The 16466-nt window shown below is 65.0% G+C and carries 14 protein-coding genes; 7 read left to right on the top strand and 7 right to left on the bottom strand.

The features are described 5' to 3' along the window. Window positions 1–139: 139 nt before the first annotated feature. Window positions 140–1831 (bottom strand): methyl-accepting chemotaxis protein, encoded by a 1692-nt coding sequence (locus H582_RS0121600; RefSeq protein ID WP_028600205.1) that lies wholly within the window; start codon window positions 1829–1831, stop codon window positions 140–142. A gap of 261 nt (window positions 1832–2092) precedes the next feature. Here H582_RS0121600 and H582_RS31380 point away from each other — a divergent pair, with 261 nt between their 5' ends. Continuing rightward, a complete protein-coding gene (locus H582_RS31380) occupies window positions 2093–2245 on the top strand; it encodes a DUF1540 domain-containing protein (RefSeq protein WP_084137510.1) in 153 nt (50 codons plus the stop codon). Window positions 2246–2472: 227 nt separating this feature from the next. On the opposite strand, the gene H582_RS28900 is transcribed toward H582_RS31380, so the two are convergent. From H582_RS28900 to H582_RS0121575, 4 genes are all read right to left on the bottom strand, one after another. Continuing rightward, window positions 2473–3987 carry a DEAD/DEAH box helicase gene (locus H582_RS28900; RefSeq protein ID WP_043111727.1) on the bottom strand — a complete coding sequence of 505 codons (1515 nt, stop codon included), beginning with the start codon at window positions 3985–3987 and terminating at the stop codon, window positions 2473–2475. Between the two features lie 221 nt (window positions 3988–4208). Beyond that, window positions 4209–5450: an MFS transporter gene (locus H582_RS0121585; RefSeq protein WP_127464529.1), complete on the bottom strand. Its 1242-nt coding sequence runs from the start codon at window positions 5448–5450 to the stop codon at window positions 4209–4211. Window positions 5451–5457: 7 nt separating this feature from the next. Then, on the bottom strand, window positions 5458–5880 hold the full coding sequence (locus tag H582_RS0121580) for a MerR family transcriptional regulator (RefSeq protein WP_043111726.1): 423 nt from the start codon (window positions 5878–5880) through the stop codon (window positions 5458–5460). A gap of 181 nt (window positions 5881–6061) precedes the next feature. Then, on the bottom strand, window positions 6062–6988 hold the full coding sequence (locus H582_RS0121575; protein ID WP_028600202.1) for an iron-hydroxamate ABC transporter substrate-binding protein: 927 nt from the start codon (window positions 6986–6988) through the stop codon (window positions 6062–6064). Window positions 6989–7206: 218 nt separating this feature from the next. On the opposite strand from H582_RS0121575, the gene H582_RS0121570 reads away from it, so the two are divergent. After that, on the top strand, window positions 7207–8145 hold the full coding sequence (locus H582_RS0121570; RefSeq protein WP_052333531.1) for a diacylglycerol/lipid kinase family protein: 939 nt from the start codon (window positions 7207–7209) through the stop codon (window positions 8143–8145). Window positions 8146–8351: 206 nt separating this feature from the next. After that, window positions 8352–9269, top strand: a complete 918-nt coding sequence (locus H582_RS0121565; RefSeq protein WP_028600200.1) for an aldo/keto reductase — start codon at window positions 8352–8354, stop codon at window positions 9267–9269. Window positions 9270–9440: 171 nt separating this feature from the next. On the opposite strand, the gene H582_RS0121560 is transcribed toward H582_RS0121565, so the two are convergent. Both H582_RS0121560 and H582_RS0121555 read right to left on the bottom strand, forming a co-directional pair. Continuing rightward, window positions 9441–10139, bottom strand: coding sequence for a response regulator (locus H582_RS0121560; RefSeq protein WP_028600199.1), 699 nt, complete (start codon window positions 10137–10139; stop codon window positions 9441–9443). Then, window positions 10136–11722, bottom strand: coding sequence for an ATP-binding protein (locus tag H582_RS0121555; protein WP_028600198.1), 1587 nt, complete (start codon window positions 11720–11722; stop codon window positions 10136–10138). Before H582_RS0121555 ends, H582_RS0121560 begins: the two co-directional genes overlap by 4 nt. A gap of 181 nt (window positions 11723–11903) precedes the next feature. Here H582_RS0121555 and H582_RS0121550 point away from each other — a divergent pair, with 181 nt between their 5' ends. From H582_RS0121550 to H582_RS0121535, 4 genes are read left to right on the top strand one after another with little or no spacing between them, the layout of a single operon-like run. Further along, the gene (locus H582_RS0121550; RefSeq protein ID WP_028600197.1) at window positions 11904–12929 is read left to right on the top strand and encodes a tripartite tricarboxylate transporter substrate binding protein; all 1026 of its coding nucleotides are present in this window, start codon (window positions 11904–11906) and stop codon (window positions 12927–12929) included. 51 nt (window positions 12930–12980) lie between these two features. After that, window positions 12981–13451, top strand: coding sequence for a tripartite tricarboxylate transporter TctB family protein (locus H582_RS0121545; protein ID WP_028600196.1), 471 nt, complete (start codon window positions 12981–12983; stop codon window positions 13449–13451). A gap of 15 nt (window positions 13452–13466) precedes the next feature. Continuing rightward, window positions 13467–14993: a tripartite tricarboxylate transporter permease gene (locus H582_RS0121540; protein ID WP_028600195.1), complete on the top strand. Its 1527-nt coding sequence runs from the start codon at window positions 13467–13469 to the stop codon at window positions 14991–14993. 60 nt (window positions 14994–15053) lie between these two features. Next, window positions 15054–16460 (top strand): NAD-dependent malic enzyme, encoded by a 1407-nt coding sequence (locus H582_RS0121535; protein WP_028600194.1) that lies wholly within the window; start codon window positions 15054–15056, stop codon window positions 16458–16460. The last annotated feature ends 6 nt before the right edge of the window (window positions 16461–16466 follow it).

The following is a 16466-nucleotide window of genomic DNA, read 5'->3' as shown; positions in this document are numbered from 1 at the left end:
GCTAGCTTCTTCCTCCCGCCTCCCTTTTATACGTTTTTTGGCAAAGCAAAAACGCCTCATGGAGGGCAAAAGCCCGTCCCATGGGACGCTGCATGGAGCAAGCGGCATCCTGGCCGCCGCTAGGCAAGGCTCCATCCGCCTACGTACGGAACCGGCTGACCAGCCCCTGCAGCTCGTCAGCCATCTCCGCGAGCGATCGGGCGGAGGCGCGCATCTGCTCCATCGAAGCGAGCTGCTCCTCCGTCGAAGCCGCAACCTCCTGGGCGCTCGCCGAATGCGACTGCGCGACCTCGGCCATGCGGCGGCCGGACTCCGTCATCTCCCCGGCGCGGACGCGGATCTGCTGCGCCACGGCCGCCATTTCCTCCATATGCGGAGTAATGCCTCGGGTGCCGCCGAGAATGACGCCGAATTTGTCGGAAGCCTGGCGCGACACCTCGACGCCGTCCTCCGCGCTGCGCATCGCTTCCTCCATGAGCCGGGCGGATTCCTCCGTCTCCTGCAGGATCGCGCCGATCAGCGCGCCGATCGAGCCCGCCGACCGATGCGACTGCTCGGCGAGCGAGCGCACCTCGTCGGCCACGACGGCGAAGCCCCGTCCATGCTCGCCGGCGCGGGCCGCCTCGATCGAGGCGTTGAGCGCCAGCAGGTTCGTCTGGCGAGACAGCTCGCCCAGCACCTGCAGGATGCCGCGAATCTCCCGCGAGCGCTCCGACAGCGAGTGCACGACGCCGCTCGCGCGTTCGATCGAAGCATGGATCGTCTGCATCTGCTCCAGGTTCTCGGCGACGATGCGTCCGCCCTGCTCCGCCTCCTGGCTCGTCCGGCGAGACAGCTCCAGCACCTCGGCGGACGTCGATCCGACCAGCTCCGCGCCTTGGGCGAATTCCTTCAGCGTCTCCCGGTTCTCCTCCACCCGCGCGGCGGTCCATTCCGCGCCGCCAGCCATCTCCTCGATCGCCGACGCCACGGACTCCGCGGCCCGCGCCGACTGCTCGGCGCCGCTGCTCAGCTGCTCCGCCGCAGAGCCGAGGCTGCCCGCGTGAACGGCGATGCCGCCGACCATGCCGCGTATGTTGTCCGACATGCGGCGGAACGAGTCGCTCAGCTCCCGCAGCTCGTCGCGGCCGCGCACTTGCGGCTGCTCCCCCGTCAGGTCGCCGTCGGCCATCCGCTGCGCGGCGCCGTTCAGGCCGGCGAGCGGACGGCTGATCATGCGCGCGGCGAACCAGCCGGCGGCGATCGCCGCGGCCGAAGCCAGGCCGCAGATGACCATGATGAACAGCTGCCCCTTCTCGGCTTTACGCTGCGCCTCCAGCTTGACGACCTCGATGACTTCCTTCTCGACCCAGGTGGCCAGCGCGTCGCTCTCGGCCCGGATCTCGTCGCTGATCGGCTTGATGTCCTTCTGCCCCTCCAGCGCGGCTTGCCGTTTGTTGACGAGATAAGCGTTCATGATGCGCACGGTCATCTGGCGGAACTGATGGTTCGCCTTTTGAATGCGCTCCAGCTGCTCCCGGACCTCCTTGGCATCGCTCCGCTTCATCGCGGACGCGATCGTCTGGTCGATCCCGTCATTGGACTCGTACAGCCCTTCCTTGTAGGACGGGTCGTCGTACAGCAGGAATGCCCTCAGCCGGCTTACCTGCCGTTCCGACAGCATCTGGATCGTCTGCGCGTCGGAGCGGAGCTCCCCGGCCACATCGGTGATGTACGCGTACGAAGCCCGTGTCGACTTCTCATTGAAATAGGAAAGGACGGATGCCAGCCCGAACAGAAGAGAGACGAGAACAAAAATGGCGATTAATTTGTGCCTCAGCTTGATCTTCATGCGAAAATAATCCTTTCTAAAACAGAATAGAATGTATTTCGACATGATAAGGCCAAGTTGTTAGCGATTAATCACAGTATTCCGCGAAACGAATGATGGGATTAATAAAAATTCTTTTCCTGTCTAGCCTTTTTACACATTGCTTCTTCACCGAAGCAACGAAAAAAAGCCCGCTCGAATCTTGCAACGATTCAAGGCGAGCGAATGGAGGTATAAAAAGCTATCCTGATCGACCATCCTAATGCCAAGGAGGTGAGATCCATGGCAAAAGACGTGCGCTGTGAAGTAAACTCGTGCAAGCACTGGGCTGCCGGCAATCACTGCAACGCTTCTTCGATCTATGTCGTGAGCCGCAGCAGCAAGCCGAGCCATTCCGACGAAACCGACTGCAAAACCTTTGAACCGAAAGTGTGATCCATCCGAAAGGCGGCCGTGCCAGCGGTCGTCTTTCTCTTTTGTTATATTAACCAATAATGATTCTTATTATCAGTCGAGATGAAAAAAACGGGATAAAAAAAGAACCTTATCTCGCCCGCATCTGCGGAGATAAGGTTCTTTGCGTACCGTACGAGAAATGGTCCTCCTCCGTCATATCAGCGGCGCCAGGCCGCCGATATGACGGAGGCCGGCTGCCAGCCGCCTTAGCCGCGAGGCTGGCCGCTACGAGCGCCTTGCGCGGACGGAGCCGTTCCGGCGGAGACTGGACCGCGGCCGGAGCCGCCGCGGCGACGCTTGCGCTTGCGGCCGGCGCCGGCTGCGCCCGGCTGCTGCGCTTCGGAGCCGCCGGCTGCGGGACGCTGCTGCGGCTGGCCGCTCGGCTGCGGACGCCCGCCTTGACGCGCGTTGCCGCCGCCTTGCTGCTGGGAGCCGCCGCCTTGGCGCGCGTTCCCGCCTCCTTGCTGCTGGGAGCCGCCGCCTTGGCGCGCGTTCCCACCGTCACGCTGCTGGGAGCCGCCGCCCTGGCGCGCGTTCCCGCCGCCCTGGCTTTGCGACAGCGACGGAAGCACCGGCTCGCCGCCGGCCATCGGGTACGGATGGTCGCTTACGACGGGCACTTTCTTTTTCGTCAGCTTCTCGATGTCCTTGAGGTAAGGAACCTCCTCGTCCTCGCAGAACGCGATCGCCGTGCCGCTCTTGCCGGCCCGGCCCGTGCGGCCGATCCGGTGCACGTACGTCTCCGGGATGTTCGGCAGGTTGAACTGGATCACATGCGCCAGCTCGTCGATGTCGATGCCGCGGGCCGCGATGTCGGTCGCCACGAGCACGCGCGTCGCGCCGCTCTTGAAGTTGCCGAGCGCCGCCTGGCGGGCGTTCTGCGACTTGTTGCCGTGGATCGCCTGCGCGGTTATGCCGGCCTTGGTCAGCACGCGCACGACGCGGTCCGCGCCATGCTTGGTGCGGGTGAAGACGAGCACCGACTCGATCGAGCGGTCGCGCAGCAGATGGATGAGCAGCTGCGGCTTGCTGTCCTTGTCGACGAAGTAGACCGACTGGTCGATCCGGTCGACCGTAGAGGAGACCGGCGTAATCTCGACCTTGACCGGGTCATGCAGCAGCGACTCGACGAGCCGGCTGATCTCCGGCGGCATCGTGGCGGAGAAGAACAGCGTCTGCTTTTTGGCCGGGATGCGCGCCATGATCTTCTTGACGTCGTTGATGAAGCCCATGTCGAGCATGCGGTCGGCCTCGTCGAGCACGAGGATCTCGACATGCTGCAGGTCGGCGTGCTTCTGGTTGATGAGGTCGATGAGGCGGCCCGGCGTCGCGATCAGGATGTCCATGCCGCGCGCCAGCTGGATCTCCTGCGCCCGCTGGGACACGCCGCCGACGATCGAGAAGCAGCGGATGTCGGTGAACTGGCTGTACGCCCGGATGTTGTCCTCGATCTGGATCGCCAGCTCGCGCGTCGGCGTCAGGATGAGCGAGCGGATGCGGCGCTTGCCTTGGGCTTTGCCGCCTTGGCTCGTCAGCCGCTGGATGATCGGGATGGAAAAGGCGGCCGTCTTGCCGGTGCCGGTCTGCGCGCAGCCGAGCACGTCGCGGCCTTCGAGGGCCGCCGGGATGGCCTGCGCCTGGATCGGCGTCGGCTCGGTGTAGCTTTCTTTCTCAAGCGCTTTGAGAATGGGGGAAATCAGCTTCAACTCAGTGAATTTCATTGGGTCTCCTATCGTTTTGAATGATCTATTTTCACGGTATGGTCGAACTTGTAGGCTCCGTAAGCTGCAATCCGCGAATATTCCCTTCTATCATAACGCAAGCTTCGAATGAAATATACTGCCTCAGCGCCCGATCGCAGGCCGTCAGGCAAAAAAAGCCGCTCCCGCCCGCATCGGAGCCTGCGGGAGAAGCGGCCCGCCATTCGCCCGGAGGCCGCGCGCTAGTGGCCCTCGGCCTGGTCCACATGGCGGATATGCTTATGGTTCGCGGCCAAGAAGGCCACCGACAGCAGCACGAAGCCGGCGCCGACATAAAAGGGCACGCTATGGCCGTAATGCTCGCCGAGCTTGCCGGCCATGTAAGGCGCGATCGCGCCGCCGATGAAGCGCAGGAAGCTGTACGCGGCCGAAGCCGTCGAGCGCTCGACCGGAGCGGCGTTCATGACGCCGGTCGTGATGAGCGTGTTGTTGTTGCCGAGCAGCGCGCCGGCGAACACGACGCTGGCGATGACGACCCACTGGACGTCGGTCCAGACCGCCATCGCGAGCAGCGTCAGCCCGAACAGCGCCAGCATCGCGCCCATCGTCTTGACCGTGCCGTACGCCCGCTGCAGGCGCGGCGCCATGAACACCGACGTCAGGGCAAGCAGGACGCCCCAGCCGAGGAACACGTAGCCGATGCCGCGGATTTCCAGCCCCATGACGAACGGGGCGTAGGCCATCAGCGTGAAGAAGCCGATGTTGTACAGGCAGGCGGTGAGGCCGAATACGAGCAGCGAGCGGTGGCGGACGAGCGCCCGGATCGGATCCAGCAAGGAGGCGCGGCGCGCGGGAGCCGTTCCGGCCGCGGCCTTGCGCTCCTTGGGCATGAACGCGATCAGCGCGACGAAGGCCGCGAGCATGCAGCCTGCGACGCCGAGGAAGGGTCCCCTCCAGGACAGCGTGCCGAGCTCGCCGCCGAGCAGCGGCCCGACCGCGATGCCGATGCCGATGGCCGCTTCATAGAGGATGATCGCCTTGGTGACCCCGCCGCGCGACATCGACACGATGGCGGTCAGCGCGGTCGCGACGAACAGCGCGTTGCCGAAGCCCCAGCCGCCCCGATAGGCGACGAGCTCCCAGATGCCGCTGGAGATGCCGCCGAGCCCGGAGAACAGCGCTACGATGACGACGCCGACGAGCAGCGTCCGCTTCATGCCGAGACGGCTCGAGATCAGGCCGGTCACGAGCATCGCGACCGCCATGACGGCGTTGTAGCTCGTGAAGAGCAGCGTCGTCTGGCTTGGGGTCGCGTTCATTTTTTCCGATATGGCCGGAAGGATAGGGTCCACGAGCCCGATGCCCATGAACGAGATGACGCCCGCAAAAAAGACCGCCCATACGGCCCGGGGCTGGTTGAAGATGCTGGACGACGGCTGCGCCGCCTCCTGGACGGCCTTTGCCGTCAAAGTCGATTTCGCCACGCTGTTGTCACTCCTGTTCCTGTCGCCATGCTTGCTTCGCCTCGTCGATGCGCGCCTGCAGCTCCCGATACTCGTCGCGGACGCGTCCGATCTGGGCCAGCTTGGCGTCGATCACGTCCAGCTGCTGCCGCACCGTGTCCTCGAGCCGCAGCACGGCGGCGCGCTTCTCCGCGCCCGTCTCCTCCCGCACCGCCTGCCGCAGCCGCGTCAGCTCCTCATGGATCGCCACATACTGCTGCAGCTCCTGCAAGGAGAATCCGAGCGCGTCCCGAGCATCGATCAGCTTGCGCAGCCGCGCGACATGCTCCTCTCCGTACAGCCGGTACCCCCCGTCGCTCCGCTCCGGGGCGAGCAGGCCGATCTCTTCGTAATAGCGGATCGTGCGCTTCGTGAGCCCGGTCATCTGCGCGATGTCCTCGATCTTGTACATGGCGCCCACTCTCTCTTTTCTATATATCTTATTACTGAAATATTATGCGACAATCGTACCACCGCTTCACCTTCACGTCAACGTTAAAGCAACAAAAAAAACCCGCAGGCAGCCCGAAGGCTGCTTGCGGGTGGAGGAAACGATGTCGGTGCGGCGCTAAGAGCGCCGCGTCAGGGCGCGATCAAGGCAGCGCCAGGAACTGCTCGGTGAACAGCTTCAGCAGGTGGTCGAGCGTCGTCGGATCGCTGTAGGTCGACGCTTCCGTGTCGATCGTGATGACGCGGCCCGCTTTGACGGCCGGGATGCCCTTCCACGTCTCCGTTTCGAAGACCGGGTTGGACATGCCCTTGGTCTGGCTGAGGACGATGTAGTCGCCGGCGTAATCGCCGAGCTTTTCGCTCGAGAGCGCGTAATAGCCCGGTCCGAGCACGTCCTTGGTGACGTTCTCCGGCATCTTGAGCCCCATCGCCTGGTACAGCACCTCGGTGCCGCGCGCCCAGTTGTTGCCGAAGACATAGATGTTCTTGGCGTCATACTCGTACACGGATACGGTCGAGTCCTCGCCGATCTTCGCCTTGATCTGCTCGCCCGCCTCGGCGGCGCGCGTCTTGAAGTCGTCGACCCAGGCCTGGGCTTCGGCTTCCTTGTTCAGCAGCTTGCCGATCTCGACCTGCTGCTGCAGGTAGTCGAGCTTGCCCCAGGTGTAGGCGACGGTCGGCGCGATCTCCGCCATCTTGTCGAGGTTCTTGTTGTGCGTGCCGGCGATGATGAGATCCGGGTCAAGCTCGACGATCTTCTCGAGGTTGTCCTCGGAGACGATCTCGACGCCGGCCAGCTTATCCGTGAACAGCGGGTTCTTGCCGGTCCATTCGTCGACCCCGACGAGCGGCAGGCCGAGGGACAGCACGTTCGGCGCGCTGGCCAGCGCGACGATGCGCTGCGGGTTCGCCGGCACCTCGACCGGGCCGGATTCCGCCTGGTAGGTGATCGTGCCGGTCGCGGCCGGAGAAGCCGTCGGCTCGGAGCCGCCGCTGGAGTCGTTTTTCGATCCGCAGGCGCTGAGGACGAGCGCCAGCGTCAGCGCGATCGGAGCAAGCCATTTTCTCATGATGAAGAACCCCTTTTTATATGTTTCATGAAGTAATTGATAATGATTATCAGTGGCGACTTCATTACTATAAGGGGGCCGCCCCTGCCTGTCAATAGGAAAAAACAGACTCCTCCCGGGCGGTTTGCAAAAGGAGCATTCGTGGTAATTCCGTAGTAATGACTTGCGGTCGACGGCAGCGCCGGGAGGCGGCCGGACCAGCGGACGGAGGCGTCGTCATGAGTGGATTCACGGTAGATAACGAGATCGGAAAGGCAAAGCCGGCCCGCAAAGCGATGGTCATCCTCAATCCTTCCTCCGGGAAGGAAAGGGCGGCCGAATACGCGCGCGACATCGAAGACGTGCTGCGCGCCAAAGGCTACGACGTCGAGCTGCGCGAGACCGCCGGCGAGCAGGACGCGACGCGCTTCTGCCGCTCCGCCTGCGGGATGCGCTGCGACCTCGTCGTCTCGGCGGGCGGCGACGGCACGCTGAACGAGACGATCAACGGCCTGCTGAGCCAGGAGCATCGGCCGCAGCTCGGTATCGTGCCGCTCGGCACGGTGAACGACTTCGCGCGGGCTCTCGGCCTCCCGCTCGATCCGCAAGCCGCGATCGCGGCGCTCGCTTCAAGCCGCGTCCGGGCGGTCGATCTGGGCCGGATCAACGACCGGCTGTTCACGAACGTCGTCGCCGCCGGCAACATCGCCGAAGCGGTGGCGGCGGTCAGCTCGGAGGAGAAGTCCCGCCTGGGCTCGCTCGCCTACCTCAAGGAAGGGCTCAAGGAGCTGGTCTCGCAGAAAGCCTATCCGATGCGGATTGAATATGATGGAGAGGTCTGGGAAGGCGAATCGCCGCTGTTCGTCGCCGCGCTGACGAATTCGGTCGCCGGCTTCGAAAAGATGGTGCCGGACGCGGCTGTCGACGACGGCCTGATCCACGGCTTCATTTTCAAGGACATCGGCTGGCTCGGCACGCTCACGGCGGGCTGGTCGCTCTGGGCAGGCAGCCTGCGGGAGCACAAGGATGTCGTCGCCTTCACGGCACGCCAGGTAAGCGTGCGCTCGTCCGAGCGCGTGCGGACGAACGTGGACGGAGAAGAAGGCCCCGACCTGCCGCTGGAGCTGCAGCTGCTGCCGGGCCATGTCGAGGTTGTCGTGCCGGAGGACGATCGGTGAAGCGCCGGACAGCAAAGAGGCCGTCCCGTTACGGGACGGCCTCGGTCGTCGTTCAGGCCTGGTACGCGAGCCGGTCCGCGCTGACTGTGAAATCGGTTTCTAAAAAAGGTTGAAGCGCTTGCTTGCGCTGTGCCACAATAAGGAGGACGCGGATTCGAATCCGCTGGATTCATCCTACCTTAACAGCCTAAGGAGGCTATCGATCCATGAGAACATTCAAGCTAGGCGCAAGCGCCCTGGAGGTGCCGGCGGTCGCGGTCGGCTGCATGCGCATCAACTCGCTGGACAAGCCGGGGGCGGAGCGCTTCGTCCGCAGCGCGCTGGATCTCGGCGCCAACTTCTTCGACCATGCCGACATCTACGGCGCCGGCGAGTGCGAGGAGATTTTCGCGGAGGCGGTCGGCATGAGCCCGAGCGTGCGCGAGAGCTTGATCCTTCAGTCCAAATGCGGCATCCGTTCGGGACAGTTCGACTTTTCCAAGGAGCATATCCTCGGGTCGGTCGACAAGATCCTGCAGCGGCTGCGCACCGACTATCTGGACGTGCTGCTGCTGCATCGCCCGGATACGCTCGTCGAGCCGGAAGAGGTCGCCGAGGCGTTCGACCAGCTGGAGCGCTCCGGCAAGGTGCGCCACTTCGGCGTCTCCAACCAGAACCCGATGCAGATCCAGCTGCTGCAAAAATTCGTCAAGCAGCCGCTCGTCGCGAACCAGCTGCAGCTGAGCATTACGAACAGCACGATGATCTCGCAGGGCTTCAACGTCAACTTGGAAAACGAATCGGCGGTGAACCGCGACGGCAGCGTGCTCGACTTCTGCCGCCTGCACGACATCACGATCCAGCCTTGGTCTCCTTTCCAATACGGCTTCTTCGAGGGCGTGTTCCTCGGCAGCGCCAAATTCCCCGAGCTGAACGCCAAGATCGACGAGGTCGCGGAAAGCTACGGCGTCAGCGCGACGACGATCGCGATGGCCTGGCTGCTGCGCCATCCGGCGAACATGCAGCCGGTGACCGGCACGATGAACATCGAGCGGCTCACGGACTGCGTGCGTGCGGCCGACATCCGCCTGACGCGCGAGGAATGGTACGCGATCTTCCGCGCTGCGGGCAACGTGCTGCCTTGATGCGCGCACGGATGCGCCTGCGCTGACGGCGCGGCATTGAATTTGAGCCGGGCGGCGGCTGGTGCTGGCGCAACGACAAGAGGGCTGTCCCAAGATCGGTCGAGAAACCGATCGATGGGACAGCCCTCTTTGTTGTTCCGGCCGTTCTTGCCGCTAAGGAGCGCGCAGCGGCTAGGCCTTGCGCCGATACACCCGCTCCGGCCGACCGACGCTGCCGTAGGCCAGGTCGGCCTGCAAGCGGCCCGCGCTGACGAGATATTCGAGGTAGCGGCGGGCGGTCGAGCGGCTGATGCCGAGCCGCGCGCTCAGCAGCGGCGCGGTGAGCGGCCCCTCTTCCTCGCCGAGCAGCCCGCTTACTTTGTCGAGGGTGAGCTGGTCGATGCCCTTGGGGTAGCCGCTCGGGCGGCCCCGCTCCGCGCCCGGCTCGCGCAGCCGCAGCAGCGCGTCGATCTCGGACTGGCCGAGCGCGCCGGCCGCCTCGGCTTCGAGCGCCGCCATCCGCTCGCGATAGGAGCGGTACCCGAGCAGCGTCTCCTGCAGCCGGTCGAAGATGACCGGCTTGAGCAGGTAGTCGTAAACGCCGCCCTCGATCGCCTCGCGCACCCGATGCAGCTCCTTGGCCGCCGTCACCATGATGACGCCGGTGCGCGGATGGCCGGCGCGGATGCGGCGCAGCAGCTCCAAGCCGTCGACATGCGGCAGGAACAGGTCCAGCAGCACGAGGTCCGGCTGCAGGATGTCCAGCAGCTCCAGCGCCTGGCGGCCGTCTGTGGCGACGCCGGCCGCCTCGAAGCCGTCCACCTTGCCGACGAAGCGGCGGTGGATCTCGGCGTTGCGCACGTCGTCCTCGACGATGAGCACTTGAATCATGGCGAATCGCTCCTTTGCTTGGGGATGGCGACCGTGAAGCGCGTGCCTCCGCGTTCGCCCGGCTGGAACTCGAGCCAGCCGCCGAGCTGGCGGACCGAGCGCTGGACGAGCGCCAGGCCGTAGCCTCTTCTCTCCTTGCTTTTCGTGGAATAGCCGACCTCAAAGATGCGCTCGGCCGCCTCCTCCGGAATGCCGCAGCCGTTGTCCTCCACCTCCAGCACGAGATCCGGCCCGAGATCGGTCAGCAGCACGGCGACGCGCCCCTCTCCGTCGTGGCTGACCGCCTCCAGCGCGTTGTCGATCAGATTGCCGAGGATCGTCACGAGCTGCGAGCGGTCAAGCTCCGGCGGCACGTCGCGGAACGTGCTGTCCTCGTCGACCTCCAGCTCCACCCGCAGCTCCTGCGCGCGGTTGATCTTGCCGAGCAGCAGCCCGCCGATGACGGGATCGGGAATCTCCTTGAGGATCGTGCCGATACGGCTGCTGTGGCTGTCGGACTCCCGCGCGATGAACGCGACCGCCTCGCGGTACTGGTCCAGCTGGAGCAGCCCCGAGATCGTATGCAGCTTATTGGAAAACTCATGCGTCTGCGCGCGCAGGCCGTCGGCGTACTGCTGCATCTGCGACAGCTGCTGCGTCAGCAGGTACAGCTCCGACTGGTCGCGGAAGCTCGACACGGCGCCGACGACGCGGCCGCCGGCATCCTTGACGGGCACGCGGCTGACGATGACCGCGCGCGTGCCGACGATCGCCTCCTCGCCGTAGGCCGCGGCCTCGGACTCACCCGGCCGCGGAAAGGCCGCGTCGGGCAAAATCCCGCGCGCCGGGCGTCCGAGCAGCTGCGCGCGATCCTCGAGGCCAAGCATCCGCATCGCCTGCTGGTTGAGCAGCGTCGCCTCGCCCCGGTTGTTGACGGCGACGATGCCCTCGCGCACCGACTCGAGCACCGCCTCCTGCTCGCGATACAGCCGTCCGATGTCCTCCGGCTCGAGGCCGTGGATGGCGCGCTTCACATGGCGCGCGATGAGCGCCGCGCCAAGCGCGCTCAGAGCGAGCGCGGCCAAGGCGAGCGCGGCGATCGGCAGCAGGAAGCGGCGGGACTTGCGCTCGATGTCCTCGGTCAGAATGCCGACCGACACGACGCCGATGATGCTTCCGTCCGCGCCGTATACCGGCGTCTTGCCGCGCAGCGACGGGCCGAGCGTGCCCGTCGCCTCCGACACGATCGACTGGCCGGCGAACACCGGACCGTTGTCGCCGCCGACCATCGGCTGGCCGATCAGCTTCGCATTGGGATGCGCGTAGCGGATGCCCTCGGCATTGCCGACGACGATGAATTCGGCATCCGTCCGGCGGCGGATCTCTTCGACCATCGGCTGCAGGATGAGCGACGGGTCCGGCTCGGCAAAGGCTTCCCGGACGTCGGGAATGGCCGCGACCATCTGCGCCAGATTGAGCGCCTTGGAGCCCTCCTGTTTCTTGTACGTGTCGAGGAGCATCTCCCGAAAGGCGAGCGACAGCAGCAGCAGGATGATGGAGGTAAGCGCGCAGAGGAGCAGCGTCAGCTTCGTTTGCAGGCGCATCGGTCGGCTCGTCCTTTCCATGATTTTTATGAACAAAATGGCTGAAATGCGGCAAATGCAAGGTATGCACGCAATGTATCCCGTCTGGCGGTGTTCATGATACAGTCACAATTGTAAACGCTACCATAAAAGATTGGCGCTAGATCGAAGTATCCGTACTATACCACAAGGGGGAAGCGTCATGAAATTCAATTCGTGGAAATGGAAACCGGTCGTCGCCGCGCTGGCGGCCGCAGCGGCAATGTCCGCGCTGACGGCATGCGGAGAGGGAGGCGGCTCCGGAGGCTCGGGCTCGTATCCGTCCAAGCCGATCGTCGTCGTCGCTCCGTCCGGAGCCGGAGGCGGCTGGGACAAGACCGCCCGCTCGCTGACGAAGGTGCTCGGCGAGACCAAGCTCGTCGACAAGACGATGACCGTCGAGAACAAGCCCGGAGGCGGCGGCGCCGTATTCATGGCCGAATACGCCACGCAGGACAAGAAGAACCCGTATCGGCTGTTCGTCAGCTCGCCGCCGATCCTCATCAACAACCTCAAGAAGGAAGGCAACAGCCCTTACGGCTACAAGGACGCGACGCCGCTCGCCCAGCTGACCAAGGATTACGGCGCGATCGTCGTGCGGGCCGACTCCAAGCATGCCGACATCCAGTCGCTGATGGCCGATCTGAAAGCGGATCCAACGAAGGTGACGGTCGCCGGCGGCTCGGCTCCGGGCTCGATGGACCATCTCATCACGGTGCTGCCCGCCTATAAGGCCGGCATCGACCCGAAGGCGGTCAAGTACGTCTCCTACGACGGCGGCGGCGAAGCGATCGCGGCGCTGCTCGGCGGCAACGCCGACGCCATCGGCACCGACATCTCCAGCGCGTCGGAGTACCTCAAGGCCGGCAAGGTGCGCGTGCTCGGCATCACGTCCCCGGAACGCCTCGGCGGCGACTTCAAGGACGTGCCGACGCTCAAGGAGTCCGGCATCGACGCCGAGTTCACGATCTGGCGCGGCGTGTTCGGACCGAAGGAAATGACCGACGACCAGAAGGCGTACTGGGCCGAGAAGCTGCAGGCGCTGAACGACTCGGACGCGTGGAAGAAAGAGCTTGCGGCCAATGCCTGGGAGCCGGAATTCAAAGGCTCCGACGACTTCGCCGCGTTCCTCGGCGAGCAGGAAAAGATGATTCAAGAGCTGCTGACCGCGCTCGGCATGGCTAAGTAACACCGAGTATTTCCGATTGATTTCGATTCCATTCTTGCGAGGTGAGGCATCATGAACCGCATCTTCGACCGGTACGCCGGCGTCGCGTTCCTGCTGGTCGGCGCAGCCTTCGTCTGGGAAAGCCGCAAGATCGGCGAGAGCTCCTACGGCAGCAACGTCGGTCCGGATATCTTTCCGATGGGGCTCGGCATCCTGCTCATCCTGCTGAGCGCGCGGCTGCTCTATGAGACGCTCCGCGGCCGGATGACGGACGCGGCAAGCGGCGAGAAGCCGAGACTCGACTACAAGCGCTTCGGCATCCTCGTCGGCGCCGCGCTCCTGTACGCGTACTTCCTGGAGGACATCGGATACGTGCTTGGCACGTTCCTCTTCCTCCTGCTCGGCTTCCAGGTCATCGAGCGGGGCCGATGGCTCGTCTCGCTGCTCGTGTCCGCGCTGTTTTCGTTCGGCGTCTATTATTTGTTCGTCCAAGTCCTGGAGGGCACTCTGCCCGGCTTTCCCTCCTGGATGAATCTCGGGTAGAAGGAGGCTGTCCCCATGGAAACGCTGCAATTCCTTGCCGACGGCTTCGCTTCGGCCCTGCAATGGCAAAACCTGCTGTTCGCCTTCGTCGGCGTGCTCATCGGCACGGCGGTCGGCGTCCTGCCCGGCATCGGCCCGATGAGCGGCGTGGCGCTGCTCATCCCGGTCACGGCGACGCTGACGAGCGGGCAGGATCCGGCGTCCGCCGCCACGAGCGCGATCATCCTGCTCGCCGGCGTCTACTACGGCGCGATGTACGGCGGCTCGACGACGTCGATCCTGCTCAACACGCCGGGCGAGTCCTCGTCCGTCGTGACGACGCTCGACGGCTACCAGATGGCCCGCCAGGGCCGGGCGGGAGCGGCGCTCTCGATCGCGGCGATCGGCTCGTTCGTCGCCGGCATCGTGGCGCTCGTCGCGCTCGTGCTGCTGGCGAAGCCGCTGTCCGAGGTGGCGATCAAGTTCGGTCCGGCGGAATATTTCTCGCTCATGCTGCTCGGCCTCGCCGCCGTCAGCGGCCTCGCCGGCAAGTCGATGACCAAGGCGCTGATCATGACCGTGCTCGGCCTGCTGCTCGCGACGATCGGCATGGACAACGTCTCCGGCGTCGCCCGCTTCACCTACAACGTGCCGGTGCTGTACTCCGGGCTGGAATTCCTCACCGTAGCCGTCGGCCTGTTCGCTCTCGGCGAGGTGTTCAAGACGGTGCTGCACCGCGACTATGGCGGAGGCGAGATCATCAAGGTCGGCCGCGTGCTGCCGACCCGCCAGGATCTCAAGGAAAGCGCAGGCCCGATCGCGCGCGGCTCGCTGCTCGGCTTTTTCATCGGCGTGCTGCCGGGCGCCGGCGCGACGCTCGCCTCCTTTTTCAGCTACATCATGGAAAAGAAGCTCAGCCGCAATCCCGAGAAGTTCGGCAAGGGCGCCATCGCCGGCGTCGCCGCGCCCGAGTCGGCCAACAACGCGGCCTCCGGCGGGGCGATGATCCCGCTGCTCACGCTCGGCATCCCCGGCTCCGGCACGACCGCGATCCTCATGGGCGCGCTCATCATGTACAACGTGCAGCCGGGCCCGCTCCTGTTCGAGGACCATCCGGGCGTCGCCTGGGGGCTGATCGCAAGCATGTTCATCGGCAACCTGATGCTGCTCGTGCTCAACATGCCGCTCGTCAAGGTGTTCGCCAAGATCATCGAGACGCCGCCGAAGTACCTGCTGCCGATCATCATCGCCATCTCCGTGTTCGGCGTCTACGCGGTGCAGTACACGACGTTCGACCTGCTGCTGCTCATCGGCTGCGGCATCGCCGGCTACTTCCTGGCGCAGAACGACTATCCGCTCGCTCCGCTCGTGCTCGGCCTCGTGCTCGGGCCGATGATCGAGAACAACATGCGGCGCGCGCTCACGGCGTCGAACGGCGACTTCAGCATCTTCCTGACGAAGCCGATCTCGCTCGCCTTCCTCCTCGTCGCCGTCCTGTGGCTGCTCGTGCCGCTGCTGCTCAAGCTGCGCGGCAAAAAAGTGATCATCAACGAAGAAGCGTAAGGAGGGGAGCGGCGACGCTCCCTTTCCTCATCCCCGTCCGACCGGAAAGGAAGATCCGCCATGGCATCCAGCTCGACCATCATCATCCGATTGGAAATCCGCAAGTCCGCCATCTCGTTCGGCGAGGTGGCGGTGACGATCGGCGCCTGCGGCGGCGACATCGTCGCCACCGACGTCATCCGCTCGTCGCCGGAGACGGCGATCCGCGACATCACCGTCCACGTGCCGGACGAGCGCCGCGAAGCGCTCGTCTCCCATCTGTCCTCGCTGCAGGGCCTCAAGGTCGTCAACGTCTCCGACCGCACGTTCCTCGTCCATCTCGGCGGCAAGATCGAGGTGACGCCCCGCATCGCGGTCAAAAACCGGGAGGAGCTGTCCCATGTGTACACGCCGGGCGTCGCCAAGGTGTGCCGGGCGATCCATGAGGACGAGTCCAAGGCGTTCTCGCTGACGATCAAGCGCAATACGGTCGCCATCGTCAGCGACGGCACCGCGGTGCTCGGCCTCGGCGACATCGGGCCGTACGGCGCGATGCCGGTCATGGAGGGCAAGGCGATGCTGTTCAAGCAGTTCGCCGGCGTGGACGGATTCCCGATCTGCCTGGACACGACCGACACAGAGGACATCATCCGCACGATCAAGAACATCGCGCCGGGCTTCGGCGGCATCAACCTCGAGGACATCAGCTCACCGCGCTGCTTCGAGATCGAGGAGCGGCTCAAGGAGGAGCTCGACATCCCCGTGTTCCACGACGACCAGCACGGCACCGCCGTCGTCATGCTGGCGGGCATGCTCAACGCGCTCAAGATCGTCGGCAAGCGGCGCGAGGACGTCAAGCTGGTCATCGTCGGCATCGGCGCGGCGGGCGTCGCCTGCGCCAAGATGCTGCTCGCCGCAGGCTTCCGCAACGTCGTCTGCGTCGACCGGCACGGGGCGATCCGCGCGGGCGAGGCCTACGACAATCCGATGTGGAGCTGGCTCGCCGAGCACAGCAATCCGCATGGCGAGAGCGGCGGGCTGGACGAGGCCATCGCCGGCGCCGACATCTTCCTCGGCGTATCGGGACCGGGCGTGCTGAAGGTGGAGCATCTGCAGCGGATGGCCCGCGATCCGATCGTGTTCGCGATGGCGAACCCCGAGCCGGAGATCGAGCCGGAGCTGGCGGAGCCGTACGTGCGCGTCATGGCGACCGGGCGGAGCGATTATCCGAACCAGATCAACAACGTGCTCTGCTTCCCCGGCATCTTCCGCGGGGCGCTGGAGTGCCGGGCGCGCTCCATCAACGAGCCGATGAAGCTGGCCGCGGCCGAGGCGATCGCAAGCTCCGTCAGCGAGGAGGAGCTCAGCGAGTCCTACATCATCCCGAGCGTGTTCAACGAGGAAGTCGTGCAGCGCGTGCGGACGGCCGTCATCCAGGCGGCGATCGACACCGGCGTCGCCCGCCGCATTCCGCGCGACTTCCGCTGATCCGCC

Origin of the sequence: Paenibacillus pasadenensis DSM 19293 (genome assembly GCF_000422485.1) — a bacterium.
GTDB lineage: Bacteria > Bacillota > Bacilli > Paenibacillales > Paenibacillaceae > Paenibacillus_O > Paenibacillus_O pasadenensis.
This window is presented reverse-complemented; position numbering and strand designations above follow the sequence as displayed.

What these genes read in the sequence shown, in the direction of transcription:
- H582_RS0121560 (WP_028600199.1), bottom strand. Translation starts at nt 10,139, where the DNA reads ATGATTCAAGTGCTCATCGTCGAGGACGACGTGCGCAACGCCGAGATC.
- H582_RS0121575 (WP_028600202.1), bottom strand. Translation starts at nt 6,988, where the DNA reads ATGAGAAAATGGCTTGCTCCGATCGCGCTGACGCTGGCGCTCGTCCTC.
- H582_RS0121550 (WP_028600197.1), top strand. Translation starts at nt 11,904, where the DNA reads ATGAAATTCAATTCGTGGAAATGGAAACCGGTCGTCGCCGCGCTGGCG.
- H582_RS0121580 (WP_043111726.1), bottom strand. Translation starts at nt 5,880, where the DNA reads ATGTACAAGATCGAGGACATCGCGCAGATGACCGGGCTCACGAAGCGC.
- H582_RS31380 (WP_084137510.1), top strand. Translation starts at nt 2,093, where the DNA reads ATGGCAAAAGACGTGCGCTGTGAAGTAAACTCGTGCAAGCACTGGGCT.
- H582_RS0121535 (WP_028600194.1), top strand. Translation starts at nt 15,054, where the DNA reads ATGGCATCCAGCTCGACCATCATCATCCGATTGGAAATCCGCAAGTCC.
- H582_RS0121565 (WP_028600200.1), top strand. Translation starts at nt 8,352, where the DNA reads ATGAGAACATTCAAGCTAGGCGCAAGCGCCCTGGAGGTGCCGGCGGTC.
- H582_RS28900 (WP_043111727.1), bottom strand. Translation starts at nt 3,987, where the DNA reads ATGAAATTCACTGAGTTGAAGCTGATTTCCCCCATTCTCAAAGCGCTT.
- H582_RS0121540 (WP_028600195.1), top strand. Translation starts at nt 13,467, where the DNA reads ATGGAAACGCTGCAATTCCTTGCCGACGGCTTCGCTTCGGCCCTGCAA.
- H582_RS0121545 (WP_028600196.1), top strand. Translation starts at nt 12,981, where the DNA reads ATGAACCGCATCTTCGACCGGTACGCCGGCGTCGCGTTCCTGCTGGTC.
- H582_RS0121600 (WP_028600205.1), bottom strand. Translation starts at nt 1,831, where the DNA reads ATGAAGATCAAGCTGAGGCACAAATTAATCGCCATTTTTGTTCTCGTC.
- H582_RS0121570 (WP_052333531.1), top strand. Translation starts at nt 7,207, where the DNA reads ATGAGTGGATTCACGGTAGATAACGAGATCGGAAAGGCAAAGCCGGCC.
- H582_RS0121555 (WP_028600198.1), bottom strand. Translation starts at nt 11,722, where the DNA reads ATGCGCCTGCAAACGAAGCTGACGCTGCTCCTCTGCGCGCTTACCTCC.